The sequence below is a fragment of the Alcanivorax xiamenensis genome, from assembly GCF_009846745.1.
Taxonomy (GTDB): Bacteria; Pseudomonadota; Gammaproteobacteria; order Pseudomonadales; family Alcanivoracaceae; genus Alloalcanivorax; species Alloalcanivorax xiamenensis.
The window spans coordinates 38,799-64,906 of record NZ_AQPF01000004.1; the positions used below are offsets into that span (position 1 = coordinate 38,799).

General features: G+C 60.9%; 23 protein-coding genes and 1 tRNA gene. 12 read left to right on the plus strand and 12 right to left on the minus strand.

Annotated elements, in window-relative coordinates:
- Window positions 1–11 precede the first annotated feature (11 nt).
- Complete coding sequence (locus A6D6_RS04240) at window positions 12–998, plus strand: acyl-CoA dehydrogenase family protein (RefSeq protein WP_159660035.1); 987 nt, start codon at window positions 12–14, stop codon at window positions 996–998.
- Window positions 999–1,020: 22 nt separating this feature from the next.
- On the opposite strand, the gene A6D6_RS04245 is transcribed toward A6D6_RS04240, so the two are convergent.
- Window positions 1,021–1,629: a TetR/AcrR family transcriptional regulator gene (locus A6D6_RS04245; RefSeq protein ID WP_133491920.1), complete on the minus strand. Its 609-nt coding sequence runs from the start codon at window positions 1,627–1,629 to the stop codon at window positions 1,021–1,023.
- Between the two features lie 108 nt (window positions 1,630–1,737).
- On the opposite strand from A6D6_RS04245, the gene A6D6_RS04250 reads away from it, so the two are divergent.
- Entirely contained in the window at window positions 1,738–2,928 is a 1,191-nt protein-coding gene (locus A6D6_RS04250) for an oxygenase MpaB family protein (protein WP_159660036.1), read from the plus strand.
- A 74-nt stretch (window positions 2,929–3,002) separates the two neighbouring features.
- Window positions 3,003–3,728, plus strand: a complete 726-nt coding sequence (locus tag A6D6_RS04255) for an SDR family oxidoreductase (protein ID WP_133491922.1) — start codon at window positions 3,003–3,005, stop codon at window positions 3,726–3,728.
- 37 nt (window positions 3,729–3,765) lie between these two features.
- Here A6D6_RS04255 and A6D6_RS04260 read toward each other — a convergent pair whose 3' ends face one another.
- On the minus strand, window positions 3,766–4,500 hold the full coding sequence (locus A6D6_RS04260) for a Crp/Fnr family transcriptional regulator (protein ID WP_159660037.1): 735 nt from the start codon (window positions 4,498–4,500) through the stop codon (window positions 3,766–3,768).
- Between the two features lie 111 nt (window positions 4,501–4,611).
- Here A6D6_RS04260 and A6D6_RS04265 point away from each other — a divergent pair, with 111 nt between their 5' ends.
- From A6D6_RS04265 to A6D6_RS04290, 6 genes are all read left to right on the plus strand, one after another.
- Window positions 4,612–5,148 carry a hypothetical protein gene (locus A6D6_RS04265; RefSeq protein WP_159660038.1) on the plus strand — a complete coding sequence of 179 codons (537 nt, stop codon included), beginning with the start codon at window positions 4,612–4,614 and terminating at the stop codon, window positions 5,146–5,148.
- A gap of 64 nt (window positions 5,149–5,212) precedes the next feature.
- On the plus strand, window positions 5,213–7,141 hold the full coding sequence (locus A6D6_RS04270; RefSeq protein ID WP_159660039.1) for a hypothetical protein: 1,929 nt from the start codon (window positions 5,213–5,215) through the stop codon (window positions 7,139–7,141).
- Window positions 7,142–7,251: 110 nt separating this feature from the next.
- Window positions 7,252–7,692 (plus strand): CopD family copper resistance protein, encoded by a 441-nt coding sequence (locus A6D6_RS04275; RefSeq protein ID WP_097058375.1) that lies wholly within the window; start codon window positions 7,252–7,254, stop codon window positions 7,690–7,692.
- Between the two features lie 34 nt (window positions 7,693–7,726).
- The gene (locus A6D6_RS04280) at window positions 7,727–9,856 is read left to right on the plus strand and encodes a TonB-dependent receptor family protein (protein ID WP_159660040.1); all 2,130 of its coding nucleotides are present in this window, start codon (window positions 7,727–7,729) and stop codon (window positions 9,854–9,856) included.
- A gap of 46 nt (window positions 9,857–9,902) precedes the next feature.
- Entirely contained in the window at window positions 9,903–11,261 is a 1,359-nt protein-coding gene (locus A6D6_RS04285; RefSeq protein ID WP_159660041.1) for a hypothetical protein, read from the plus strand.
- Window positions 11,262–11,405: 144 nt separating this feature from the next.
- Complete coding sequence (locus tag A6D6_RS04290) at window positions 11,406–12,338, plus strand: DUF808 domain-containing protein (protein ID WP_133491926.1); 933 nt, start codon at window positions 11,406–11,408, stop codon at window positions 12,336–12,338.
- Between the two features lie 90 nt (window positions 12,339–12,428).
- Here the strand turns inward: A6D6_RS04290 and A6D6_RS04295 are convergent, their stop codons facing one another.
- The 8 genes from A6D6_RS04295 to rpsU form a co-directional block, all read right to left on the minus strand.
- On the minus strand, window positions 12,429–14,093 hold the full coding sequence (locus A6D6_RS04295) for a class I adenylate-forming enzyme family protein (RefSeq protein ID WP_159660042.1): 1,665 nt from the start codon (window positions 14,091–14,093) through the stop codon (window positions 12,429–12,431).
- Window positions 14,094–14,120: 27 nt separating this feature from the next.
- A complete protein-coding gene (locus A6D6_RS04300; protein WP_159660043.1) occupies window positions 14,121–14,915 on the minus strand; it encodes an enoyl-CoA hydratase/isomerase family protein in 795 nt (264 codons plus the stop codon).
- 262 nt (window positions 14,916–15,177) lie between these two features.
- On the minus strand, window positions 15,178–16,596 hold the full coding sequence (locus A6D6_RS04305) for a reverse transcriptase domain-containing protein (RefSeq protein WP_159660044.1): 1,419 nt from the start codon (window positions 16,594–16,596) through the stop codon (window positions 15,178–15,180).
- Between the two features lie 534 nt (window positions 16,597–17,130).
- A tRNA-Ile gene (locus tag A6D6_RS04310) sits at window positions 17,131–17,207 on the minus strand.
- 160 nt (window positions 17,208–17,367) lie between these two features.
- The gene (gene rpoD, locus A6D6_RS04315) at window positions 17,368–19,257 is read right to left on the minus strand and encodes an RNA polymerase sigma factor RpoD (protein ID WP_133491929.1); all 1,890 of its coding nucleotides are present in this window, start codon (window positions 19,255–19,257) and stop codon (window positions 17,368–17,370) included.
- Window positions 19,258–19,350: 93 nt separating this feature from the next.
- Window positions 19,351–21,261 (minus strand): DNA primase, encoded by a 1,911-nt coding sequence (gene dnaG / locus A6D6_RS04320; RefSeq protein ID WP_133491930.1) that lies wholly within the window; start codon window positions 21,259–21,261, stop codon window positions 19,351–19,353.
- A 140-nt stretch (window positions 21,262–21,401) separates the two neighbouring features.
- A complete protein-coding gene (locus A6D6_RS04325; RefSeq protein WP_159660045.1) occupies window positions 21,402–21,851 on the minus strand; it encodes a GatB/YqeY domain-containing protein in 450 nt (149 codons plus the stop codon).
- A 21-nt stretch (window positions 21,852–21,872) separates the two neighbouring features.
- Window positions 21,873–22,088 (minus strand): 30S ribosomal protein S21, encoded by a 216-nt coding sequence (gene rpsU / locus A6D6_RS04330; RefSeq protein WP_014993329.1) that lies wholly within the window; start codon window positions 22,086–22,088, stop codon window positions 21,873–21,875.
- Window positions 22,089–22,309: 221 nt separating this feature from the next.
- On the opposite strand from rpsU, the gene tsaD reads away from it, so the two are divergent.
- Window positions 22,310–23,347 carry a tRNA (adenosine(37)-N6)-threonylcarbamoyltransferase complex transferase subunit TsaD gene (gene tsaD, locus A6D6_RS04335; RefSeq protein WP_159660046.1) on the plus strand — a complete coding sequence of 346 codons (1,038 nt, stop codon included), beginning with the start codon at window positions 22,310–22,312 and terminating at the stop codon, window positions 23,345–23,347.
- A gap of 138 nt (window positions 23,348–23,485) precedes the next feature.
- On the opposite strand, the gene plsY is transcribed toward tsaD, so the two are convergent.
- On the minus strand, window positions 23,486–24,091 hold the full coding sequence (plsY, locus tag A6D6_RS04340; RefSeq protein ID WP_166643055.1) for a glycerol-3-phosphate 1-O-acyltransferase PlsY: 606 nt from the start codon (window positions 24,089–24,091) through the stop codon (window positions 23,486–23,488).
- A gap of 152 nt (window positions 24,092–24,243) precedes the next feature.
- On the opposite strand from plsY, the gene folB reads away from it, so the two are divergent.
- The gene (gene folB / locus A6D6_RS04345) at window positions 24,244–24,600 is read left to right on the plus strand and encodes a dihydroneopterin aldolase (protein ID WP_014993332.1); all 357 of its coding nucleotides are present in this window, start codon (window positions 24,244–24,246) and stop codon (window positions 24,598–24,600) included.
- Complete coding sequence (folK, locus tag A6D6_RS04350) at window positions 24,600–25,115, plus strand: 2-amino-4-hydroxy-6-hydroxymethyldihydropteridine diphosphokinase (protein WP_159660047.1); 516 nt, start codon at window positions 24,600–24,602, stop codon at window positions 25,113–25,115. Before folB ends, folK begins: the two co-directional genes overlap by 1 nt.
- Here folK and A6D6_RS04355 read toward each other — a convergent pair.
- Window positions 25,105–25,986 (minus strand): hypothetical protein, encoded by an 882-nt coding sequence (locus A6D6_RS04355; RefSeq protein WP_133491934.1) that lies wholly within the window; start codon window positions 25,984–25,986, stop codon window positions 25,105–25,107. The genes folK and A6D6_RS04355 overlap by 11 nt on opposite strands.
- Window positions 25,987–26,108: the final 122 nt, after the last annotated feature.

The following is a 26,108-nucleotide window of genomic DNA, read 5'->3' on the forward strand; positions in this document are numbered from 1 at the left end:
GGGAGAGCATCATGTCTGATCAATCCGATTTCATGGACGCCTTGCGTTTCGCGTTGAGCTCCCGCGCGGAGGTGGACGCTCTGGAGACCGCCGAGGATTGGGCGCCGGAATGGCGGGCCCAGGCCGCGGAAGGGTTGTCGCCGGTGGCGCTGGCGGTCAGTGGTGGCTTTCTCTCCGACCGTCTGGCCTGGGCCTTTGCCGGCGGCTATCAGTCGGCACTGCGCCGGTTGCTGAGTCCGTTTCGTCCTCAGTTGCTGGAGAACGAACGGGTAATGGCACTGTGCGCTACTGAAAGCAGCGGCAATCGCCCCCGGGATATCCGTACCCAGGTAACCGATAACGGCGACGGCACGGTCACCGTCAGCGGTGAAAAGAGCTGGACCACGTTGGGGCCGGTGGCGGATGTGTTGCTGGTGGTGGCGCGCGTCAATGGCCATGAGCCAGAGGCCAGGCCGGAATTGAAAGTGGTGGCGGTGCCGGCGTCTTCCGAAGGCATTTATTTCTCGGAGAAAACGCCGCTGGAATTCGTGCCGGAAGTGCCCCATCAGGCGGCGGCCTTCGATAATGTCCGGGTGCCGCGAGCGGCGGTGTTGTCCGGCGATGGTTACAGCGATTACGTGAAGCCGTTCCGCACCGTGGAAGACACCTTCATCGCCATCGCCACTCACGCCTATTTGCTGCGCGAAGCCCGCTATCGTGGCTGGCCGGATCCGCTCATCGAAGCTCTGGCCGCCAATTTGTTTTCGCTGGGCAGTCTGGCTAGCGTGGATGCCAGCAGCCCGGCGACCCACGTGGCGCTCGCCGGCCTGCTCGGTCAGGGGCAGGCCCTGTATGGCAGGGTGACCGATCAGTGGCGCGGCAGTGACAACGGGGACCCGGCATTGCGGCGCTGGCTGCGAGACCAGCCGTTATTCCAAATTGCCTCCAAACCACGGGAACTGCGGGTTCAACGGGCCTGGGAGCAACTCGCCACCCTGCCTGAGCCCAGGTTGTCCTGAATCGGGGCCCGTGCCGGCCAGACTACCGGGACGGGCCTGTCTCACCGCCGAGATAACCGACGATCATATTGGTGAGTCCCTCGGCTACCTCTTCCTGCCGTAACAGCCCCTCGTCCTGGCTGACCTGGCGCACCATGGTGAACAAGGTGCTGTTGGCGACGATGAACATGCGCACCTGCAGGTCCGCGATCGGGTACCTCTGGTGGTGCTTGATGAAATACAGCCGCGCCAGCTCCAGGAAGTGATCCTGCAGCACGTCCGCCACACGGGCCGTGGGCAGGCGGTGCCAGTTGCGGATCAACTCCAGAAACAGGCCCTCCCGGGCGTTGAGCATCTCGAAGCCGAAGCGGATGGCGCCACCGACCAGATCATGCAGGTTCGCTGATTCCGGCAGCGGCAGCCGTTTGAGTGCCCGCGCCACATCGTGAGCCAGTTTCTCGCCGAGCGCCTCGAACAGAGCGTCCTTGTCGCTGAAATACTGATACAGGGAACCGACGCTGACGCCGGCGCATTCGGCGATACGCGGAGTGGTGGTGCCATCCACGCCGTGTTCGACAATGCACTGGGCGGTGGCGTCGATGAGGGCGTCCACCATCCGCCGCGAGCGCCGTTGTCTGGGTTGTTTGCGCATGACGTTCCTCCACGGCCGGGGTGGGCCCAAACGCGAATTGAATGCGAATACATATTCGCATTATGGTTTGAAGCAATACAAGAGCCCTTTGTCCAAAGGAGATTCGCCATGGACGCTGCCGTTACCCCTCGCCCGGCTCCGACCCGGGCCCGCCCGTTTGAAAAGACCCAGGGGCGCACGCCGCTGTGGCTGCGGTTATGGTTGGGGCGCGACCTGGCGCCGAGTCGGGAAGAGTTTCAGGCCGCCTTGGATGGACTGTGGGTGGGCGACCCGGCCATGGATGAGTTGGTGGCCTGGATGGAAGAGTATGGCCGGGGACGTGGCCACAAGTTGTTCCAGCAGGCTCTGAGCCAGGGTGTGGACAGCCTGACGGAGGCCCCGGAGCCCCTGGTGCGTTTCTTTCGAGGGGTGGAAACCCGCCCGGATTGGGTGGATGCGGCGCTGTTGGCGCAGGGGGCCCGCTTCATTCATGGCACCGGGGAGGGCGCCACTTTCGTGCTCCGTGACCTGGCGCTGATGGGGGGTTACCTGCTGTCCGGGTTCAATCAATCCCTGGTGCTTACCGGCGCCCTGACGGAAGGCACCGGCCGCCGGGTGGCGCGTACCGGTCATTGGTGGATCGACTGCACCGAGGTGGGTGGTCTGGAGCCGCTGGCCGCCGGCTACCGCGCCACCTTGCAGGTGCGCCTGGTGCATGCCTTGGTGCGCCGGGATCTGGACCGGCGCGAGGACTGGGATCATGAGCGTTGGGGGCTGCCGCTAAGTCAGGTGGATATGGTAGCGACCTATCTGGGCTTCTCCGTGGTCATGCTTAACGGTCTGCGGTTGCTGGGGATCCCGGTGACGCCGGGGGAGTCCCGGGCGGTCATGCATCTGTGGCGCTACGCCTGCTGGCTGATGGGCGTGCAGGAACCGTGGCTGGTGGATACCGAAAAAGAAGGCGCGTTGCGTTTGCATCACACCCTGATGACCCAGAGCCAGCCGGACTGGACCACGCCGGAACTGGCGCGGGCGCTGGCCAGGGAGCCCCTGGCGCACCGTTTTCCCCGTCTTCAGGGCGTGCGCCGCCGGCTGCGCTATCACATGCATCTGAGTACCAGCCGTTATTTCCTCGGCAAGGAAAAGATGCGCCAGCTCGGTTTGCCGGATCATATCCTGCCCTGGTTCCCGCTGTTGACCATTGCTCCGCGTTTCACTTATTACAGCAGTCATCGATTTCTGCCCGGGCTGCGGGAACGGCTGCAACAGCGTGGCCGTGCTTTCCAGAAAGCGGCGGTGGGCACCTTGCGGGAAAGCTGATCAAGGGCGTTGTCCTGATCCGATCCGGCACGGCACACTGTGGCTCTTATTCGGATAACAATCGGGAGAGCCACATGACAACAAGAACCTTTCTGATCACTGGTGCCAGCAAGGGCATCGGCCGTGCCCTGGCCCAGCGGCTGGCCGCCGCCGGCCACGGCGTGGTGGGCCTGGCCCGCGGCGCCGGCCAGGGGGATTTCCCTGGCACTTTGATTTCCGCGGACCTGAGTGACCGCGCCAACACCGGGCAGGTGCTGGCGGATCTGGCTAACCGTTTTGACTTCGACGGCGTGGTCAACAATGTGGGCGCGGTGCGTCCGCAGCCGTTGGGCGAGATCGATCTGGATACCTTCGACAGCGTGCTGGCGCTGAATCTGCACCCGAGCATCCAGGCCACCCAGGCGGTGTTGCCGGGGATGCGCCAGCGCGGCTGGGGGCGTGTGGTTAATATCTCCAGCCTGACCGTGCTGGGTATGCCGGGGCGCACCGCTTACGCCTCCGCCAAATCCGCTCTGGTCAATTTCACCCGCACCTGGGCGCTGGAACTGGCGAAAACCGGTATTACCGTCAATTCGGTGGCACCGGGCCCGACGGAAACCGAACTGTTTCGCGAAAACAACCCGCCCGGAAGTGAAGGTGAAGCGCGCTATCTGTCCGGTGTCCCCATGGACCGGCTCGGCCAGCCGGACGAAATCGCCGCCGCCATCGAATTTCTGCTCGGCGAGCATAGCGGCTACATCACCGGCCAGACCCTGTTCGTGGACGGCGGCGCCTCGGTGGGGCGGGCGGCGTTTTCCTGACATGGCGTCAGTCCGGACAGGGCGTGCGGGAGCCCCCCTAGCCGAAGTTGCAGCAGCGAAAAAACTGGCCGCCCGCCATGGAGGACATGGGATCCGGTAGCGGAAGGTTGGTGACCCGGCAGAGGCCGGCGGCATCGGAGATAACCCACTTGCGGCCCCGGCCGCTGATCATATCGCTTTCCCGGAAGCGGGCCAGCAATCTGGAAAGCGTTTCCGGGGACATGTTCAATTGCCTGGCCAGAACCTTGACGCTGACCGGCAGGGTCAGCCAATGGCTTTTTTGTTCCTGGATCAAGTCAAGGAGGTACATCACCAATCGTTGGCTGGCATTGGTCACGGTTAAATGATCGAAGCGATTGACCGCCTGATACAACCGGCCCGACATCTGCTCCAGCAGATAGAGAGCAAAGCGGGAATCGTTGGTGGCCAGTTCGACGAGACCTTCTTTTTGTAACCGGTAAAGATCGCAGTCGCTCTCCGCCTGGGCGGAGAGCGGGTAGACGCAGGGGTTGGAAAACATGGCGGTTTCGGCGATCAAATCCCCCTCCCCCAAGACCTGGTAGACCTTGTCCTCACCGTCCAGGCCGGCACGGTAAAGGCGAACGATTCCCGTCTTTACCAGGAAGAATGCGTGTGCCTCATCACCTGACGCAAACAAATGTCCACCGCACGGCACGGATATGGAATGCGTGCCCCGCGTGATGACCCGCAAGGCCGGTAATGCCACCCCGGAAAACAGGGCGGTCTTGCTCAGTGCTTCGATTACGGACACGGCCCACCCACCGAACTGATAAAAGTCATTTTTGTTTGAGAATGATTATCAGATGATAGGCGCTCCTGTCTTCAGGAGCAAGGAACGACCTTTCATCTTCGGAGAAATGCCATGAAACCGCTTCTTAGCATTGCCACGATTCTGGGGATCTTCACGCTGCAACTGGGCGCCGGCGCGATGGCCGGAACCCCCGGACTGACCGGCGCCTACTATGGTGATTATCTGATTCAGGTCAGGACCACCGACGACAACACCATTCGCGCCACCGGCCTGGCTTATTACGACTGGGACTGGGATTTTGATAACGCGGAAATGACCATCACCAACGGCCAGGTGAACGCCAGCTTTCTGGGCATATCCGGCATTTTCAATTACGCCTTGACCGATATCAGCTCCGGGAGCACGACGATTCCGTTTACCGATAACGGCGATGGTACCTATTCGTTCAATTACAACTTCAAGGTGTTCAATCCGCTGTTTGGCAACCCCAACAAGGATACCGGGATCACGCTGGAGATCACCGACAGCGGTGGTGTTCTGATCATCGATACCATCGATTCCGATGGCGACGGGGTCATCGGGCACAACCTTCCGGCCTCGCCATTCCCGGCTAATTTGTCCATTGAACTGACCGGCTCCGCTTACTGACAGGCAACCGGCGAAGGCGGGCATGCCAGGCGTGCCCGCCACCGTAAACATCAGGATTGCTCCCATGAAAGCTGATACCAGATTGAGAATGGCCGCGCGCGTTGCCGCCGTCATCCTTGCATTGCAAAGCGCTCTCGGCCTGGCCGGGACCACGGGGCTGAACGGTACCTATATCGGTCGTTATTCCCTGCATATGAACAGTCCCATTACCTTACCGGCGGAGATTCCGCGGGCGCCGATCAACCAGTTGTTGACCAGCCCGTACGATAACAGCACTTACTACAACCGGCTTGGGGGCAGTCGTTCCACGCAGTATTGGCAGTGGGACTTTGACAACAAAACGATCACTCTCGGAGGAGGGTGGATATATGCCTTGCAGACGGCCTCGCCGCCGTTCCAGTTGTTCAGCCCGGGTCGGGAGCGAATCGATGGGCAGCTCTTTCCGGAAAAGACGCCTGATCCATCCGAGGTGACCGGCACTTTCATGGACAATGGCGACGGTACATACACCGCGCAATTCGCCTTACAGATCTTCCTTGATTTCGCCGGCTACCCTCTCGGCGTGATCACCACGGATTTCGAGATACAGGAAGCCGATGATGGCAGGCTTTCGATCACCACTCTTGATGGGCCTGATGGTGACAGGATTCCGGGGCGCTGGTTGCCGGCCATGTTCGAGGGGCAACCCAACGCGGTGTTTCCCTTCCGGGTCTCTCCCCAGTTCGAAAGCGCGGTGATGTACCCGGACGATGGTGCGGACAGTAACGGCGATGGCGTGACCGATGCCCAGGCACAGGCCTATGGCGTAGCCGTCGATACCGTTCTGGACGTTGCCAGGCGCGGTGACATCGTCACCATGCCGATCGATGCCGACAACGACGGTATCGCCGATTTGATCGAAGGCGCCAACGGCGCGGCGGATGATTCCGTGGCTGCCGGCATACAGCTGCTTGACGGGCGCTTGGTGACGTTGACCAACAGCAGGGGAAACCGCTTTCAATTGGGCAATACCGTCACCGGCATCGACACCCGTTATTTTGAACCCGGCTCGGTGGGCGAGTCCTTGCCCCTTATTGCCGGAGACGGCGCGGAGCTGAGCTACCATCTGGGCCAGATTCAGTTTGCCACCACCGCCAGGGACACCGACTGGGACCGGTGGAACAAGGAATTCATCGAGCCGTATGCGGGGGAATATCTCACCGCCAAGAAAGACTGGTTGTTCCGCAAGGCTGACTACGAGGCGTATAGGGACAGTCTCGGGGATCAACCGACCGAGCAGCAACAGACGTTGCTGGCGCGCAAGAAGACGCTGATGGACAACCATGCCGCCAGTATGGAACTGGCCCGGCCCGCGTTCGAAGCCGGAATCAGCGCGTGGCGTGCGCAGGGAACCGGACTTTTCGGCGAAGCCTTCGAAAATGACTTTGAAGGGTTCCTGGATGAAGCGGGTATTGTCGACTACGTCAAACTGGGCGAAGAGCTGTCCGACGGCACGGTGGTGTATCGCCTGCTTCCCGATGCGCCACCCATGCAGCTGGAATTCGCCGGGGGGATCCCGGAAGGGCTCCGGTTGTTCACCGTCCGGCGCGTGCTCAACAGTGCCTCCGAGGTGATCAACGGAGAGGAAATTCTGGCACCGACCATCTGGGCCAGCCTGGCGGTGGAGGTGCCGTATACCCGGCTTGACGAACAGAGCGTGCGGTTCACGGTTTCCACCCATATGTTTTCACCCATTGATGAAGACCAGGACATCGTCGCGCTACCGGACGATTACCCCTACGAGGACGGCGGGCGACTGGTCAACCTGGTGCTCGCCACCACCGAGCCAGAAGATTCCGGCGGGGACGGGGACGGGGACGGAGACGGAGATGGCGGCGGCGATGGTGATGGTAATGACGGCGCCGGTGGTGGCTCCGGTTCCGGGGGTGGCGGCACTCTCCCCCTGGGATTGCTGGGGTTGATTTCAGTCTTGCTCATCCGCCGCAAGAGATAGGTGCCGTGGGACGCCTGGCGTCCCTTATCACCATGACAAATGTCATTGAGGTTCCGGGAGTTGGTGAGCAATGATTCGGCTTTGCAACCGTTTAATGAGAGAGAATCGAATTGGAATACGGAGTACTGATCACGCTGCACCTGTTCTGCGCGATCTTCTTTATCGGCATCGTGGCGTTCGAGGTGATCTTTCTGGAGAACATCCGTCGGTATCTGCCCGCCGGTATGATGACGCTGGTGGAGGAGGGCATTCACCGAAGAGCGCGAAAGATCATGCCCTATGTGGTGGGGCTGCTCTTCCTCACCGGGATCGGATTACTGGTGAGGGTGTATTGGGCTGGCTGGTATCCTCCATTTTCCAGCGTTTTTTCCACACTCCTGACGGTGAAGATTGTGCTCGCGCTGAGTGTCCTGGTGCATTTCATTACCGCCATCCGGGCCTCCGTCTGTGGGAGTATGAGCTCCCTGCGCTTCAAGATTACCCACTACAGTGTTTTCATCCACATGGTGCTGATTGTGGTGTTGGCCAAGGCCATGTTCTACCTGACCTGATCGATCCGCCTTGCCCTCCGTGGGAGGCGAGCCGATGATCCGGCGTTGTTTGTCGTGTTGCCTGCTCGTTGCCACAACCGTTCTGGCGGCGGAGCCTAACCGTCTGGATCCGGTGACGGTCGAAGCCGGTAACGAAGCGGTGCATGAAAAGCGGGAACTGCAACGCCGGCTCGATGACGTGCCCGGTGCGACCAACCTGATCGATCCCGGAGAGAAGGAGGGTAGCCAGGCTACTCTGGCCAGGGTGCTGGATTTTGAGCCGGGGATCATCATCCAGGAGTTCTTCGGCGGCAATGATCAGCCAAGACTGAATATCCGTGGATCAGGCATTCAGGATAATCCGGTCAGTCGTGGCATCCAGATTCTTTACGACGGTCTGCCGATCAATCAGGCGGACGGTTCCTTTATTATCGGCCTGATTGATCCCGAGCAAACCAGCCTGATCTCCGTGTACCGTGGCGCCAACGCGCTCCGATATGGTGGTACCACTCTCGGCGGCGCCATTGATTTCAATATGCGCACGGCACGAAACAGTCCGTCCTCGGTCTCTCTGGAAGCGGGATCCTGGAACACCTGGCGGGGCAGTGTCGCCCTGGCTGAAAAAAAAGAGCAATGGGATGGCTACATACGCGCCGGGTATCAGGCATCCGACGGTTGGCGAAGCCACAGTGGCGCGCAAAGGAACACCTTCGTTGTCAACTTCGGATACCGGGGCGGGAACTGGATCAACCGAACCTATCTGAATCTGGCGGATAACCGTTTCGACATCCCCTTTCTGCTTACCAAGGACAGGGCCTTGTCCGATCCAGACTCGGTGATGGGGGACTACGCTGATCCGGACAATAAAAGCACAGAGGATTTTCTCAACGTCCGGGTGCGCCAGCCGGAACGGGACACCCGGCAGACCAGACTGGCCAACAAAACCATCTGGTACACGGAACAGGCTTCCCACAGTCTGGGGTTGTACGCTGAGTCAATACGGGACCGGTTCAAGAATCCGGCCTGGCAAGCCAATACCGAGGCGGGCAATTTCGGTCTGGATTACGGGACGGAGGTGTTTGTTCCCAATACGGATGGAACGGAGGCTCGCTATCAGGTATTCCTGTCCGCCAACTCTGGCGCCATGCCCAGGGAATACTATCTGGTGCATCCCGACGACGGCAGTCTGGAGAGGCGCTTCGCCGATCTCGATTTGCGGGCCAGCAACGTGGTCGGAGGAGCGCAGATCAATTATCCCCTGTCCCGACGGTGGCAGGCAGTGGCCGCGTTTCAGTATGCGTGGCACCAACGGAATGTCGATGATGAGAGAGCCCCTGGCCTGCTCGACAGCGAGCTGACCTATCGCGCTCTCAATCCAAAGCTCGGACTGATTTATTCGCCTTTCGCCGGCACGCATTACTACGCCAATGTGAGCCGGAGTTCGGAAGCTCCCACCTTTTGGCAATTGGTGGACCTGGGGCCGGGGTCGGTGCCGGCGTCGCCGGCGAGCCTGTATCTGATGACCAAGCCCCTCGAAATGCAGATGGCGAACACCTTTGAAGTGGGCGCCCGGCGGATTGCCGGCTCCTTCGCCTGGGAAGGGGCGTACTTTTATTCGCGGGTCAAGGATGAGCTGATCGCGGAAGTTCAGAACTTCGCCATTGACGGCACCACGGTGAACTACGATCACGATACGGTGCATCAGGGTGTTGAACTGGCGGTGAGCGCCCGAAGCGGGCGTGGACTGTTCCGCTCCGGAGACTGGCTCTCCGTGCGTGGGGTCTACAACTACAGCGACTTCCGTTTCCATGGCGGGCGGTATGACGGTAAGCGGATCGCCGGCATTCCGGTTCACCTGGTGACCGCTGAATTGGGATATCACTGGTCGCGGCGGCTTGGCCTGACACTGTCCGCCCGTTGGCAGCCGCAAGACACCCATGTCGATCACTACAACGCGGGACTGAAGCAGGACAGCTATCTGCTGCTCGGGGCCGCTTTGTCATATCGTCCGACGCCATCTTGGGAGTGGTTCCTGGATCTGCGCAATCTCACCAACGAGACCTGGCAGACGGCCTACGTAGTCCGCGGGCTGTCGGCGGAAGATCCCGAGTCCAGCCTGACCGCTCCGACCTTTGTGCCCGGCGCGGAATTTCACGGTTACGCCGGAGTAACTTACCGATGGTGAAGGGGCGCCACGGCAGCCCCCGATATGGAACGAGGAAGGGGGTGATATGAAATTGAAGACTGCTTTGATGAGTGCTCCGCTGTTGATCATCTGCGGCGCGGCTATGGCCGGGACTCCCGGCCTGACCGGTGTCTATCATGGTCAGCACCTGCTCACCATGCGAGGTTGTCCCGGAGCTTGCCAGGCCGGCAGTGAGCTGGTGCTGGGCAAAGGCATCCAAAATGCGGACTGGAGCTGGAACTTCGATGAGGGGTGGGTGCTGATTCGCGGCACCACCCTGACCGTGGGATTCGATTACGAGGTCCAATCCATCGGTAATCAGGGGCAAGGGGATGATCGCTTTACCGCCGGGTTCACCGATAATCTGGATGGTACGTACACGGTTTATCACGGCTTTCAGATCTACAACCCGAATGTCGGCAATCCCCGTGCCGATACCAGCACCCGGTTCGAGATCACCGAGGATCCGGATAACCCCAATCGTATCTTGATCATCACCGTGGATGATGAGCCGGCGGGCGTACTCGACGGTATTCCGGGGACTCAGATCACGGGTGTTTTTCCGATGACCGTGCAGCCCGACTTCGAAGGTTACGCGCGCCTGGAAGGCAGCAGCAGCGGAGGTGATGGCATCAGTGACCAGTTGAAGGAACAGCTGGGGCTCAACCCGGATGCCGATAACGCGGATACCGACGGTGATGGCTTGCCCGATGCGGAGGAACTGGGGGAGGACCCGGAGAACCCGGTGGACACGGATGCGGATGGTCTCATCGACGCCCTGGAGCCTGGCGCGGCGGCTCTGGATCCCCGGTTGGCAGCCGGTGTGGCGCTGCTCGACGGTATCCCTGGGCGGCAGGTGACTGGAGACGCCTTGTCCGGCACCACCGCCGAGGCCGCCGTGGGCGAGCCTTGGCGCTTTGCCGGCGTCACCACCGGCTATATGTCCCTGGCCACGGACCCGGACGGAGATTCCTCCATTCCCGATACCACGCGCGGTGACGCCGGGCTGGAATACCAATACGGATTCATTCGGTTCGATTTGCAGGCAAGCGCCATGACAAGCGAGCCGGTGACGGTGCGTGTTACCTTCCAGGCACCGCTGCCGGAGTCTTCGCGTCTTCTTCTGTACGCCTCTCAAGTCATCGACGGCAACGAACGCTATCGATTAATGGCGTCCGATGCATATCGACGACTGAGCGATCATGCGCTGGAGATCCGATTGCATGACAATGGCCCCTGGGATCTGAGCCCGGAGGCCGGTGTCCTGGCCTTCGGCGTGGCGCCGGTGGAGAACACCCTGGGAGGTCACCAGGAGAGCTCGGGCAATGGGGGCGGTATAGGTGCGGCTACTCTGGCATTGCTGGCTCTCCTGGCGGCATTCAGGCGCGGGCGCGTGGTCACCTGATAAAGCCGATCCGCGCCGTTGCCTGCCCGGCGCTGCCCGGTGACACGGATGGGAAACAGGGGAATTTGCCGAATCCCCATGGTCACGTGTACTTTCTTGTCTTTGCCGCGGCGCCATCGGGCGGCCCGCCCCAAGGAGAGAAGTATGGCCGGAACCAGTTTGCTGGCACTGATCGACGACATCGCCACGTTGCTCGATGACGTATCCCTGATGACCAAGGTGGCGGCGAAGAAAACCGCCGGGGTGCTGGGGGATGACCTGGCGCTGAACGCCGAGCAGGTATCCGGCGTGCGCGCCAATCGGGAACTGCCGGTAGTCTGGGCGGTGGCCAAAGGATCCCTGCTCAACAAAGTGATTCTGGTGCCGGCGGCGCTGCTGATCAGCGCCTTCGCACCCTGGGCGATCACCGTGCTGTTGATGATCGGTGGGGCTTACCTGTGCTATGAAGGCGCCGAGAAAGTCCTGCACAAGTTCCTGCATAGTGAGGACGAGCACAACCGGGAAGAACGGCTCCAGGCGTTACAGGATGCCAAGGTGGATCTGGTCGCCTTCGAGAAGAAAAAAATCAAAGGTGCCATTCGTACCGACTTCATTCTTTCCGCCGAGATTATCGTGATCTCCCTCGGTGCCATGCAAAGCGCCAGTTTCGGGGTGCAGGTGATTTCTCTCAGTACCCTTGCCTTGCTGCTGACCATCGGGGTGTACGCGTTGGTGGCCGGCATCGTCAAATTGGACGACGCGGGCCTGTTGCTGATGAAAACTCCCGAGGACCGTTTCGCCGCTCCGGCCCGCATTGCTCTCGGCCGGGGATTGCTGACCTTGGCCCCGTGGCTGATGAAAACCTTGTCGGTGCTGGGTACCATCGCCATGTTCCTGGTCGGTGGCGGCATTCTGGTGCACGGCGTTCCCGGCTCCCACGATTGGGTGCACCATCTGAGCGAACTGGCCGGGGCGGTATCCTGGGCGGTACCGGTGCTGGTGAATCTGATTGGCGGGCTGATCGCCGGCATGGTGGTACTGGCGCTGGTGAGTCTGGTGAGGCGGTTGCGTGGCGGAAGTAAGGCAAGGGCCGGCTGATTCCCCTGACGGAAGCCGGATCTGGCGGGCCCTGCTTATTGGCTATGCCGCCCGCCTGAACCGGTCGCGCTTCCCGTGCGGATGTTTCACTTAGCGTTTGCCCTGGCTTTCGCCGAGCGTTTCCCGGGCTTGTTGCTGAAGCTGCTTGAAGTCGATTTTCCCTTCCGGCGTCATCGGCCATTCGCCGTCCCAGGGTAAAAAGTCCTTGGGGATCTCATAGGCGGCCATATGCCCTTTGCAGGCCTCGCGCAATGCTTCCGAGGGCGGCAGTGGTTGCTCATCGCGGGTGCGCACGAAGCTGACTACCCGGGTGCCCCAGTAGGCGTCGTCGATGCCCACGGTTTTGACGTCGTCGAACAGATCCTCGAAGCGCTCCAGAAGGTCCGTGGTGACCCGGGTGGTGGACACGTTCTCGCCGCCGGATTTGACCACGCCGCCCAGGCGGCCCAGATAGGTGAGGTAGCCATTATCGAGGTGGCCGTAGTCGCCGCTGTGGAAATAGCCCTCCTCGTCGAAGGCCTTGTCCACTTCTTCCGGTTGCCGGTGGTAGCCCTGAAACAGATACGGGCTCTTGTAGCAGATTTCCCCGGCTTCGCCCTGGGCCACCCGGGCGCCGCTATCAAGGTGTTTGATCACCACCTGCACGCCAGGAAGAGGGCGGCCGTGGGTGTATTTGTTCACCGCTTCGTCCACGCATTCATGGTCCGCCAGAGACACCAGCGGGCCATTCTCGGTTTGCGCGTAGAGATTGTTGATGGTGGCACCGGCCGGGCACATGTCGCGCACCATATCATAGGTGCGTGGCTCACCCGCCAGGATCGCCTTGCTGATGGTGAACTGGCGCTTTTCGAAATCCGGCTGGCGGCGCAGCCCCTGCCAGTGGGCGTCGAAACCGAAAGTGCAGGTGCAGTGGTGCTGCTCGATCAGGTCCAGCGCCTTGGCGGGATCAAAGCCATCCATCAATACCAAAGTGGTGCCGGCATAGGCCAGATTCATGTTGAGCGCGAACAGGCCGCTGTTGTGATAGAACGGTGCCAGACAGATGAAGCGGTCCTGTTCGGTGATGCGCAAATTGCGCGCGCCGAAGTGGGCGGTGGCCAGAGGCGGGCGATGATCCCACAACGCGCTCTTGGATAAAGAGGTGGTACCGGAAGTCTGGCACATGAACTGAACGTCGGAGGCCCGGCCCTGCTCCTGACGTTGTTGCAGCGTGGTGCGATCGGCTGGTCGGGACAAATCCTTGAAGTCGAGATAACCCGGCGGCGCGGGGCCGTGCCGGCCCACGCAAACAACCCGCTTGAGAGAAGGCAGGGAAGGGCAACACGTCTCCGGTTTGAATGTCAGATCCGGCAGTGCACCCTCCAGTAGCGCGAGGATATCCCGTGGCCCCTGGCGATCCACGGTGACGACCAGCTTGGGCTGATTGCGTTGCAACACGCCCTGCAATTCCATCGTGCCCCAGAGCAGATTGAGCGGGTTGACCACCGCTCCGGCCTGAAGAGTGGCGAAATACAGCACCGCGAATTCGGGTGTGGCGCTGGGCAGAGTGGAGATCACATCTCCTTTGTCGATACCCAGTTCCAGAAGCCCTTGGGTCATCTCCTGAACCTGCTCGAACAACTCACCAAAGCGGATCACCTGACCCTCGAACAGGATCGCGGGCTTGTCCGCATAAGCGGCGCAGGTTTCGGCGAACAATTGGGAAACGGTGCGGTGGTACCAGTGATGCGAGTGCAAACGCTGGTTGAGCAACATGATCGGCTCCTGGCGGAAAGTATGGGATTAGTTGTTGTTGTCAAAGCGGGGTGGCCGTTTCTCCATGAAGGCACGCACCCCCTCGCCGGACTCCGCGCCGGCGCCGCTGACCACCATGGCGTGATGTTCCCGCTCCAGATGGTCCCGCAGTGAGTGGCGGCCGGCCTGATCCACTAGCGCCTTGATCCGGCCCAGAGCACCGGTGGCGCCCGCCGCCAGAGAACGCGCCAGCTTCTCCGCCGCCGGCATCAACTGGTCGTCCTCATGGATTTCCAATACCAGACCGGCGGCGAGACACTGCCGCGCGGTCAGTGGCGTATTGGTGAACAGGATATGTTTGGCGCGCATCGGTCCGGCCAGCCGGGTAAGGACCCAGGACACTCCCACATCCGGGCTCAGGCCGATAGCGGAATAGCCACCGCGCAGCTTCATCGATGACGACGCCAGCACCAGATCGGCGCACAACGCCACGCCGATGCCGCCACCGCCAAGCGAGCCGTTCACCGCGCTGACCACCGGTACCGGCAAGGTGCTCAGGGTGTGAATGGCCCGGTGCAATGGTGGAATCCCCTGGTCCATCAGCCCGGCCAGATCGTCACTGGCGACAAAACCACTGATATCACCCCCGGCGCAAAAATGCGGCCCCTTGGCGGACAGCAGCACCGCGCGCACCTGGCCCTGGGCGCAAGCCCGCGCCAGGGCTTCCACCGTTTCCATGAACGCCGCCGACATCTCGTCATTGAGCACATTGGCCTGCTCCGGCCGGTTCAGGGTGACGTGGGCGACGGCGTCGCGGATCTCAAGCAGGATCGGAGGGGACATGGGGATTCCTGATCGGTTGAAAGTGTCGATCAGTGTAGGCAGGGCTTGCGGAGGGCTTCTTGTGTCAAATGGCTATGGGACGGGGGCGCGGGAGCCTTCGCTTGTGTTCGTGAAACCATAAGTTGGCCGGATTCTGAAGGGATAGTCTGTCCGGCCTTGAGTATGCGCGTGATTAGTTGTTTGTGAGTACTTACAATTGATGGGCTATGTTGCTTGTGGGTCTCAAGCAAGTATATAGCAAGGAATGTTCGGCTCTTCCCGGCTAGGATTCGAGGAGTTTAGCCTTTAGTTTTGCTTCAGCGTCGTGAATTGCTCTGTGCATCTTGGACTCGATCTGTCTATGCTGCTTATTGATGCCGTCGCCTCCAATGACTTTTTGAGCTAGCTTTAAATAGCGAAAGAACCCAAGTCGAGGGGCCCCTTTTGGTAGAATCCCGCCCTCACGAGTGTAGACATGGTTGCCATAGGCCGAGCCATAACCCATTGACGTGAGCTTGGCATATAGTTGGCGTTTCTTTAGATGAGGGTTTTTCCGGCTTGCAGCTGCGACTCTTGCCCTTTCTATGGCCCTGTGAGCTTTAATCATGAATCTAGAGATGGTGGAGTCTCTGACCCTTGTTTCCTCTCCATCGAAGTTGAAGCCCAAGTACGTCACTGGGGCTGGTTCCCCCTCGGAATATTTATCGTCCAAAGAGAAGCTTTTTATGGTGCCGCTGTCATCCCTAACCCTGCGTCTGACAGTTTTACCATTATTGATAGTCAACTTTACGGCGTCCAGCTCTGCAATTACGTTATTTTCCGCTTCTTGGCCTTTCCCGGAAGGGACGACGAGAAGAATATCGTCGCTGTATCTCCAATAAACGCCTCCCAAACCTGTGATGATCTGGTTCAAGCGCTTATCTGCGTTATACATATAGAGATTAGCTAAGACAGCACTAATCGGTAATCCTTGCGGGATACCTGATATTTGAGGTGGTTTGGGTTTTCGTTTGATATCCCAGACGATGTCATGCCGGTGGCGCAATAATGGCTTCACATCTTCTCTGAATGCTTTCGGGGTACAAATCGCTGCGCCAGAAGATCCTGCGCGGCGCCGAACTTCTCCTCCGAATAAGTCTCGTAATTCCGGGAGTGTTACGGCTGAGCTGTCTGTGCAGGCGTTATAAACGGCATAATGATCGTTAGGAAGGCTTTGTTCGTTAAGAATCCTTTTCCACTGATTTTTGAGTTCTTCATGATCCAGAGCATCAAAGAATCCCTCAACATCAATTGCGACTACATCACATGGGCGGTGAGAGGCAATATAGCTGAAGGCTTCGTGCGCAAAATGGATGTTGCATTTAGGGACGTCGAAGCGCCTGTAAGCCAAAACATGATCCTCTCCCTCTTTTTTGTACAGCTCTTCCAGGCGGTCGCCGAGGACATGAGCATAGTAAGAGTAGATATGTGAGTCACTGTGTGCAGCATAGGCAATTGGCCGACGTTTGGTTGTGTGGACTCTTCGACCAGAGACCTCTTTCTTCGAAGTGGTTTCTTGTGGGTTCAAGATCACAGGCCAAAAGGCGTGACTTGCAACGTTGGATGGGGAAGTGACGAGCCTTTCGGCTTTGTCTCTGGATATAGGGCGGTCAAAGTGAGCGTAGGTACGCCGTTTATACCAGTCCTTCTTAGCGTTCTGCATTGTTTGCCTTCTGGAACCGGTGGCAGCAAGCACGCTGCGGCCACTTGCATGGCGCCACCGTCGAGCGGAACCTTACGATACCGCTTGGCCAAGCCTGGTGATATCAGAATCACACAAGCCGACCTACGATGCCCAGACCTGTTTGATCGGGCAACGCCGCAAAAATACTCTAATGTATAATGTAATTGGAGGAATGCTATGAAGCACTCTGATCACCATGTCAGCATTGAGCCAAGCTTCAAGCTGGTGCTGCGAAATGCAGTAATAGCTTGGATAGTCCAGTTCGTACTTGACTGTGGTGTAACCAATCAGCCTCCAGCGCTTTAACTAACCGGAGTCCGTTAAGCCTATGAATTTACATTTGCATAGTCAATAGTCTGAAGGCCGGTATTAAGGCGCAAGCTGGATCCTTCGAGAAACTTGCAGGATTGCTGGATCTGGTGAGGACAAATTATGCCTAATCATCACCATGGCTTGTCCAAAACGGCCAAGCTACGGTTACAAGAACACGGCTGGCTGCGACTGACGCAAGAATGGTGGGCCCACCAGGACTTGAACCTGGAACCAACGGATTATGAGTCCGCTGCTCTAACCAATTGAGCTATAGGCCCTTTGGAACTCGGAGGATGTTCAGCAGAGCGGGAGACGGTGTCCTGCCCCGGCCGGCGGTCTCGGTGGTGAGTTGCCGGTGGTCCTTTGTGTCTTCGTTTATCCCCGAAAAAACAAGGCCCGGATGGCGGTCGCCGTCCGGGCCGATAGTTATATAACGAGTTACATATCCGCGTCCAGGAAACTGCGCAGGTGCTCGCTGCGGGAGGGGTGGCGCAGCTTGCGCAGAGCCTTGGCTTCGATCTGCCGGATCCGCTCCCGGGTGACGTCGAACTGCTTGCCGACTTCTTCCAGGGTGTGGTCGGTGTTCATGTCGATGCCGAAGCGCATGCGCAGCACTTTCGCTTCCCGGGCGGTGAGGTTGGCCAGCACTTCCCGGGTGGCTTCTTCCAGGCCCAGGGAGGTGGCGGAATCCACTGGGGAGTCCACGTTGCCGTCCTCGATGAAATCGCCCAGGCTGGAATCCTCGTCGTCGCCGATGGGGGTTTCCATGGAGATCGGCTCCTTGGCGATCTTCAGCACCTTGCGGACCTTGTCTTCCGGCATTTCCAGGCGCTGGCCCAGTTCTTCCGGCGTCGGCTCGCGGCCCATTTCCTGCAGCATCTGGCGCTGCACGCGGTTGATCTTGTTGATCGTCTCTATCATGTGCACCGGAATCCGGATGGTGCGGGCCTGGTCCGCGATGGAGCGGGTGATGGCCTGCCGGATCCACCAGGTGGCGTAGGTGGAGAACTTGTAGCCACGGCGGTATTCGAACTTGTCCACGGCCTTCATCAGGCCGATGTTGCCTTCCTGGATCAGATCCAGGAACTGCAGGCCACGGTTGGTGTACTTCTTGGCGATGGAGATCACCAACCGCAGGTTGGCTTCGACCATCTCCTTCTTGGCGCGGCGGGCCTTGGCTTCGCCGATGGAAATGCGGCGATTGATTTCCTTGATGTCCGCCACCGGCAGGCCGATGACCTCTTCCACGGTGATGATCTTGCGCTGGTTGCGCTGAATGTCGTCCGCCACCGTCATCAGGCGCTCGGAGTAGTCCTTGGCCTTCTTGGTCCTGGCGTGGGCGGCGACCCACTCCAGGTTGGTCTCGTTACCCGGGAACTGCTGTACAAAGTCCTTGCGTGGCACGCCGGCACGGCGGATCGCCAGCGCCATGATCTGGCGCTCGAACTTGCGCACGATATCCAGGTGAGTGCGGGCGCCTTGCAGCAACTGATCGTAGATGCGCGGCACCAGCTTGAACAGGGTGAAGTGCTCGGCCAGCGCCTCCAGAGCCTTGGCGCTGCTGGCGTGGTCGCGGCCGTTGCGCTTGAGCGCCCGTTCGGCCTTTTCATGGCGCTTCTTCAGCTCGGCGAAGCGTTCCGCCGCCAGTGCCGGATCCAGGCCGCCTTCATCCTCTTCGCTGTCGTCGTCGCTGTCGCTGCTGTCGTCGTCTTCGTCGTCGTCCTTATCCTTTTCCTCGGCCTCCGCCTGCTTCTTCTGATTGAAGCGCGGTTCCTTGTTGGCGTTGGTGGCGGCGGCGCCGTCATCGTCCGGATCCAGATAACCGGCGATCACGTCGGTCAGTTTGCGTTCCTCGGACAGGATACGGTCATATTCATCCAGCACCATTTCCACTGCGCCGGGCCAGAAGGCCAGGGCGTGCATGACTTCTCGGGTGCCTTCCTCGATGCGTTTGGCGATCTCGATTTCGCCTTCCCGGGTGAGCAGCTCCACGGTGCCCATTTCACGCATGTACATCCGCACCGGATCGGTGGTGCGGCCCGGCTCGCTCTCCACGGAGGCGAGTACGGCGGCGGCTTCCTCGGCAGCAACCTCGTCGGTGCTGTCGGCGCCTTCACCCATCATGATCTCATCGGCATCGGTGGCTTTTTCCACCACGGTGATGCCCATGTCGTTGATCATCTGGATGATGTCTTCGACCTGATCCGTGTCGGTGATGGACTCGGGCAGGTGGTCGTTCACTTCGGCGTAGGTCAGGTAGCCCTGCTCCTTGCCCAGTGCGATCAACTGCTTCAGCTGTGACTGCTGTTGCTGTTTTTGAGTCGTCATGCGAAATGCCCGTAGTTGGAAGAGCCGTGGTCCTGGGAAAACGGCGTATTATACGCGGATATGGGGGGTGGAGCCAGTAATCACAAGCCCCCGCTATGGTTCCGCCTGGTGCCCGGCGCGTGCTTTGGCGAGGGCCCGGTGCAGTTCCGAAAGCCGCGCCAGGTCTGGATCGGGGCGGGCTTCCTCGGTTTTCAATGTCTGTTCCAGTGCAAGAGTGTGCAGGCGGTGCAGGGCGTCGTCCCAGTACCGCCGCGCGGTATCGTCGTCCATGGTGGGTTTCAGTGCCTCGCGCAGCAGGCGGGACAGGGATTCGCCCTGTTCCAGTGCCATGATGGCGCCCAGTGCCGCCGCCGGGGTGGCGTGCTCGCGCACCGCGCCGGCCACTTGAAGCAGCAGATCGACCCGTGCCAGGTCCAATTCCTCCACGCCCTCGGGGAGTGGGCGGTCACGCACCACCTGAGGATGGGAAAGCAGCAGCAGGACCAGCCGTTCCACCAGGCTCAGGCCGGGGCGGCGGGCGCCCGACGCCTGATGCGGTCGAGCGGGGATATCATCCGGCTCGTTCGCCATGGCCGGCGGGAAGTCCGGCGGCGGTGTCTCGTCCCAATCCGGCTCTTGCTCATGGCTGGTGGCCCGGGGAGGCGGAGCCGCGGGTTTGGGGGGCGCCGCCGGCCGGGGCGCGGGTTCGGCCGGTGTTTCCTGGCGCAGCCGCTCCAGGGAGGCGCGTTCCAGTCGTGTCAGCCGCGCCAGTTCCTCCTCCAGCAGCACCCGGTAGAATGGCCCCGAGGGCTTGCTCAGGTAAGGGAGCGCCAGCCGCGCCAGCCGTGCCCGGCCGTCCACGGTGTTCAGGTCCAGCCCTTCGGAAAGATGCCGGAACAGATAGCTGGACAGGGTGTCCGCCTTCTCGGTGAGCGCCAGCAGGGTTTCCGGCCCCTGGGCACGCACCAGGGTGTCCGGGTCCTCGCCGTCGGGCAGGAACAGGAAGCGCGCCTGCTTGCCGTCGTCCAGGGACGGCAGGGCGGATTCCAGAGCCCGCCAGGCGGCGCGTCTGCCGGCGTTGTCGCCGTCGAAACAGAACACCACCTCGTTCACTTGCCGGAATAGGGTCTGGCAGTGCTCCGGGCTGGTGGCGGTGCCGAGGGTCGCCACCACGTTGGGCACCCCGTGCTGAGCCAGGGCGATCACATCCATGTAACCCTCCACCACGTAAAGGCGGTCGCTGCGGTCGCGGCTGCGGCGCCATTCCCACAGCCCGTACAGTTCCCGGCCTTTGTGGAACACCGGGGTTTCCGGGCTGTTCAGGTATTTGGGTTTGCCGTCGCCGAGTACCCGGCCGCCGAAGCCGATGGTGCGGCCGCGGGCATCCCGGATCGGGAACTGGATCCGGTCACGGAACTTGTCGTAAACCCGGCCGGTGTCCTCGCGCCGCACCAGCAGACCAGCAGTGAGGGCTTGCTCCAGCCCGGCCTGATCCAGCGACAGCCCGGTCGTTAGATTATCGAAACCGGGCGGGGCGAAGCCCAGGCCGTATTGGGCGGCGATCTCGCCGCTGAGTCCCCGGCCTTTCAGGTAAGCCACCGCTTTTTGCCGGTCCGGGGCGCTTTTTAACTGCTGACGATAGTAGCGCTCCGCCCGTCCGAGCAAATCGTACAGGGTTTGCAGGCGGCTCCGGCGTGCCTTCTCCTCGCGGCTGTCGTGATGCTCTTCACGCGGGATGTCCACACCGGCGCGGCCGGCCAGTTGCTCCACCGCCTCGGGGAAGGAGAGGTGGTCGTACTCCATGACGAAGCGCAGGGCATCGCCGGAGGCGCCACAGCCAAAGCAGTAGTAGAACTGTTTGTCCGGGGACACCGTGAACGACGGCGTCTTCTCCTGGTGGAACGGACAGCACGCGGAATAGTTCCGCCCGGTCTTCTTCAGCGGCACGCGGGCGTCGATCAGCGGCACGATATCGATTCGCGCGAGAAGATCCTGAATAAAATGTTCGGGAATCAAACCGGCCATGGGAAGAATATTCCAACTCACCCGGGCTGATGGCAAGTCCGGCTAATGAGAGAAAGTGGTGGAAGCCGGCACACAACGGCTTATGAGGACTGATGAGGGTGCCGCCGGGGGTGGGCGGGAACCGCGTGCCGGGCCCGGAATCAGCCAGTGAGCCTGGCTTTGACCTTGCCGCTGACCGCGCCTATGTCGGCCCGGCCCTGCAGTTTGGGCTTGAGCAAGCCCATGACCTTGCCCATGTCACCCATGCCGGCGGCGCCGGTGCTGGTGATGGCCTCGTCGATCAACGCCTCGATTTCGGCATCGCTCAGGGGCTGGGGCAGGAATTCCTGGAGGATCAGAATTTCCGCTTCTTCCACCTCGGCCAGTTCCGGACGGTTGGCGTCACGGTACTGACCGGCGGAATCCTTGCGCTGCTTGACCAGTTTATCGAGCACGGCGAGAGAGCGGGCGTCATCCACTTCGATGCGCTCGTCCACCTCGATTTGCTTCAGCGCCGCCATGGCCATACGCAGAACACCCAGGCGCGCCTTGTCTTTGGCGCGCATGGCGTCTTTGGTGGCATCGGCGAGCTGTGCTTTGATCGCGCTCATGGTCAAGGACCGGAAACGGTCTTAGTACAGACGCTTACGGGCGAGCTGCTCGCGTTGCAGCTTCTTCAGGTGACGCTTGACCGCGGCAGCGCGCTTACGCTTGCGTTCCTGAGTCGGCTTCTCGTAGTTCTCGCGACGGCGGACTTCGGACAGAACACCGGCTTTTTCACAGGAGCGCTTGAAGCGGCGCAGGGCCACGTCGAAGGGTTCGCCTTCTTTTACTTTCACCTGAGGCATGAAGTATCACCTACCTAAAAAGTGTTGAGTTGTGTGGGTTCCGCCTCGGGCTCAGGTGGTCCCTCGGGGGCAAACGTCATGGGGACGGCCACCCAGGCGGCAGGGCGCGAATTCTACCCGTGACCGGTAGGTAAATGCAAATGGCGGCGTGCCGGGCTATCATGCCGACCCTTGCCGGCGGGTGCGCCGCCGGCCGGATTCTGTTTTTTGAGGTAGGCGAAATGCGCGTTTTGGGCATCGAAACCAGCTGCGACGAGACCGGCGTGGCCGTATACGACACTGAACAGGGCCTGTTGAGTCAGGCCCTGTTCAGTCAGATCGATATGCACGCGGTCTACGGTGGCGTGGTGCCGGAATTGGCCAGCCGTGACCATGTGCGGCGGTTGCTGCCCCTGCTGCGCCAGGTCCTGTCCGACGCCGGCATCGGCGCCCGGGAACTGGGCGGCGTCGCCTACACCGCCGGCCCGGGGTTGGCGGGAGCCCTGCTGGTGGGAGCCGGTGTCGCTCGTGCTCTGGCCTATGGCTGGGGCGTGCCGGCGTTGCCGGTACACCATATGGAAGGGCACCTGCTGGCGCCGTTGCTGGAGGATGATGCCCCGGACTTTCCCTTTGTCGCGCTGCTGGTCAGTGGTGGGCACTCACTGCTGCTGGAAGCCCGTGCCCTGGGTGAATACGTCCCTTTGGGCGAATCCGTGGACGACGCCGCCGGTGAAGCCTTCGACAAGGCGGCGAAGATGATGGGATTGGGCTATCCCGGCGGGCCGGCGATCAGCCGTCTGGCGGAGCAGGGGCAGGCCGGGCGCTTTCGCTTTCCCCGGCCGATGACCGACCGGCCCGGCCTGGATATGAGCTTCTCGGGCCTCAAGACCTTCACCCTCAACACCATTCACGATCTCGGCGGTGCCGACGCTCTGGATGACCAGGACCGCGCCGATGTGGCTCTCGCGTTCCAGGAAGCGGTGGTGGACACTCTGGTGATCAAATGCCGCCGGGCCATGCAGGCCACGGGCGCCAAACGTTTGGTGGTGGCCGGTGGCGTCAGCGCCAACGCCATGTTGCGCGAGCGGCTGGCTCAGGCCATGGGCAAGCTGGGAGTGAAGGTGTATTACCCCGGGCTGGCGTACTGCACCGACAATGGCGCCATGATCGCCTACGCGGGGGCACTGCGGCTGGCCGCCGGCGAGCGTCAGAAGGGGCTGGGCGTCAGTGTTCGGGCGCGCTGGCCGCTGGCGGAGCTGGCGCGGGTGGCTTCTCATTGAGATCGATCGAGGTCCTTTGCCGCATGAAAAGGGCCCTCGCCGTACCCCATTCGCTGCCAAGGCAGCTTCCCACGGAGAGAGGCTACGGAGCTGCTGTGGGACGCTGCCTTGGCAGCGAACTGGCGTTAAGTGGTACCCCTAACCTTTCTTCCTGAACCCCAGTTCCTCACCGCGCAGCAGTTTGGCCAGGTTGGCGCGGTGGCGCACGATCATGATCAGGGTCAGGGCGGCCATCGGCGGCGCGGCGCCGGGCAGCCAGAACCACAGGCAGATAGGTGCGGCGATGAAGGCGCTCAGCGACGCCACCGAGGAGATCCGTAGTATCCCGAACACCACCAACCACACCGCGCCCGCCACCAGGCCGCTGGGCCAGTGCAGCGGGAACAGCACGCCAAAGGCGGTGGCCACGCCCTTGCCACCCTGGAATTGGAAGAACACCGGGAACAAGTGGCCGAGGAAGGCGCAGAAACCGACCAGTGCCACGGCAAATGGGGAGAGCCCCAGAGCCGTCGCCACCAGGACGGGCAGCACCCCTTTCAGCACGTCGCCGACCAGAGTCAGCGCCGCCGCCGGTTTGCCGGCGATGCGCAGCACATTGGTGGCGCCGGGATTGCTGGAGCCCTGGGTGCGCGGGTCCGGATGGCCGAACAAGCGGCAGACCAGGATGGCGCTGGAAATCGAGCCCAGCAGATACGCCACCGCGCATAAAGACAGCAACCAACCCCAGCTTTCCTGTAATGCCATGGCAACCACCGGCTATAATCCCCGAATCAACAGGCTGGACATTGTACACACAAGCCGCTTGTCGCGCGTCACCCCGGGGTCAGGCTCCCGGGAGCGGCGGCGCCAAACCTAACCGCGTATCAGGCCCGCGCGCGGCCGGACCGAGGAACAGCATGGACATCGTTTATATCAATGATTTGAAAGTCGATACGGTGATCGGCATTTTCGACTGGGAGCGGCGTATCCGTCAGACCGTCAGCCTGGATCTGGAGATGGCCGCGGATATCCGCAAGGGCGCCGCCACCGATCACATCGATGACGCCCTGGACTACAAAAGCATCAGCAAGCGGCTGATCGCCTTTATCGAGGAAAGCGAATTCCAACTGGTGGAAACCCTGGCGGAGCAGGTGGCGGCGCTGGTGCTGGAGGAATTCAATGTGCCCTGGCTGCGATTGCGGTTGAGCAAACCAGGCGCCCTGCGCGGTGCCCGCGATGTTGGCGTGATTATCGAGCGCGGGGAGCGTTCCTGATGGCGGAGGTGTTTCTCAGTCTCGGCTCCAACATCGACCGGCAACACAATATCCATTCCGGTCTCAATGCGCTGGCGGAGCGGTTCGGTGAGCTGAGGCTGAGCCCGGTGTATGAAAGTGAGGCGGTGGGCTTCAAGGGCAGCCCGTTCTTCAATTTGGTGGTGGCTCTGCATACGGCGCTGCCGGTGGGGGAGCTGGCCAGGGCGTTGCATGATATCGAGCGCGGTCACGGCCGGGTACGCGGCGAGAAGAAGTTCGCCAGCCGCACCCTGGATATCGACATTCTCACCTACGACGATGCGGTTGGCGAGGTGGATGGCGTCAAGCTGCCGCGCGGGGAAATTCTAAAGCACGCGTTCGTGCTGCGTCCGCTGGCGGATCTGGCGCCGGAGACGCGGCACCCGGAGAATGGGCGCCGCTACCGGGAGTTGCTGGCGGAAACCGACTTCAAGGGCCAGCGGCTTTGGCAAGTGCCGTTCCGCTGGCCCGCGTCCGATGGCGATATCACTGAATGAAGGAGTTCTCCGCTTCGATCATATAAGCTTCGAACTGCTCGCAAGTGTAATTGGTGGCGACACCATTGATGGTCACGACGATACCGTCCCGGTGCTCCACCAAAACCTCGGCGTGCGTGTTGTTGGCGCCGCGCAGTCGGATCTCGCCGGATTCGGGGCAGAATTCCTGGTCCAGGTTTCTTGTTAGCGGCTCTGCGGTGGTGATGCTGACTTTCTCGCTTCTACCGTTCACCAGGAGCGTCCCTTCTACCGTATAGGTGACATTTTCAGACGAGTAGTCCCAGGTGGTTTTAAGATCCTCCACGTGCCAGTTAGCGTTGTATTCGCCTTCGCCACTCTGGCTGGGGCCCTGAGCATCTATCTGAAGATCCGTATCAGCGAAATGATCGACGGCGTCCATAACGTAGTCGAATTCTCCACTGATCAGGATGTTGGCCTCTACAGGATTCCCCGCTACCAAGTTGAAACCGCTGGTGTCGACTTCCAAAGTGGAGTCACCTTCAAAGTCGTAGCGGACGGTGCCCGCCAGGGTCACAGGGTCGGTGTTTTCGCCACTAAGGGTGCAATTATTGGCGGTGGCGCTGGTGGGAATGTCGTTGGTACCGTAAACCACGGTGATAGAGCCTTGGGTGCACTCCCCCTCTAAATCGGGGAGCATAATGGCATGCATCTGCACCGGCACCATTCCCAGGCTGCCCTCCAGGGCGAGATAGAGCAGCGGGCCTGTATTCTCGTTATTCAGGCTGACGAAGGGCTCTTGACCACCTCCCGAGCCGGAGGAACCACCGCCGCCACAGGCGGCAAGGGCAGAGGCGAGTAAGACAGGCGTCAGCGCCCGCGCACGGGTGGAGCCGATAGTGAAAAGTGACATGCGAGTATCCCTCTAAACCGAAATAAGGCGTTGTCGGCCCGGTTGGGGGATGGAACGGTAAGACAAGGCTGGCCTACGCTGGACTCCATCCCTGAGTCGACAGGATCAACCGCATTGTTGAT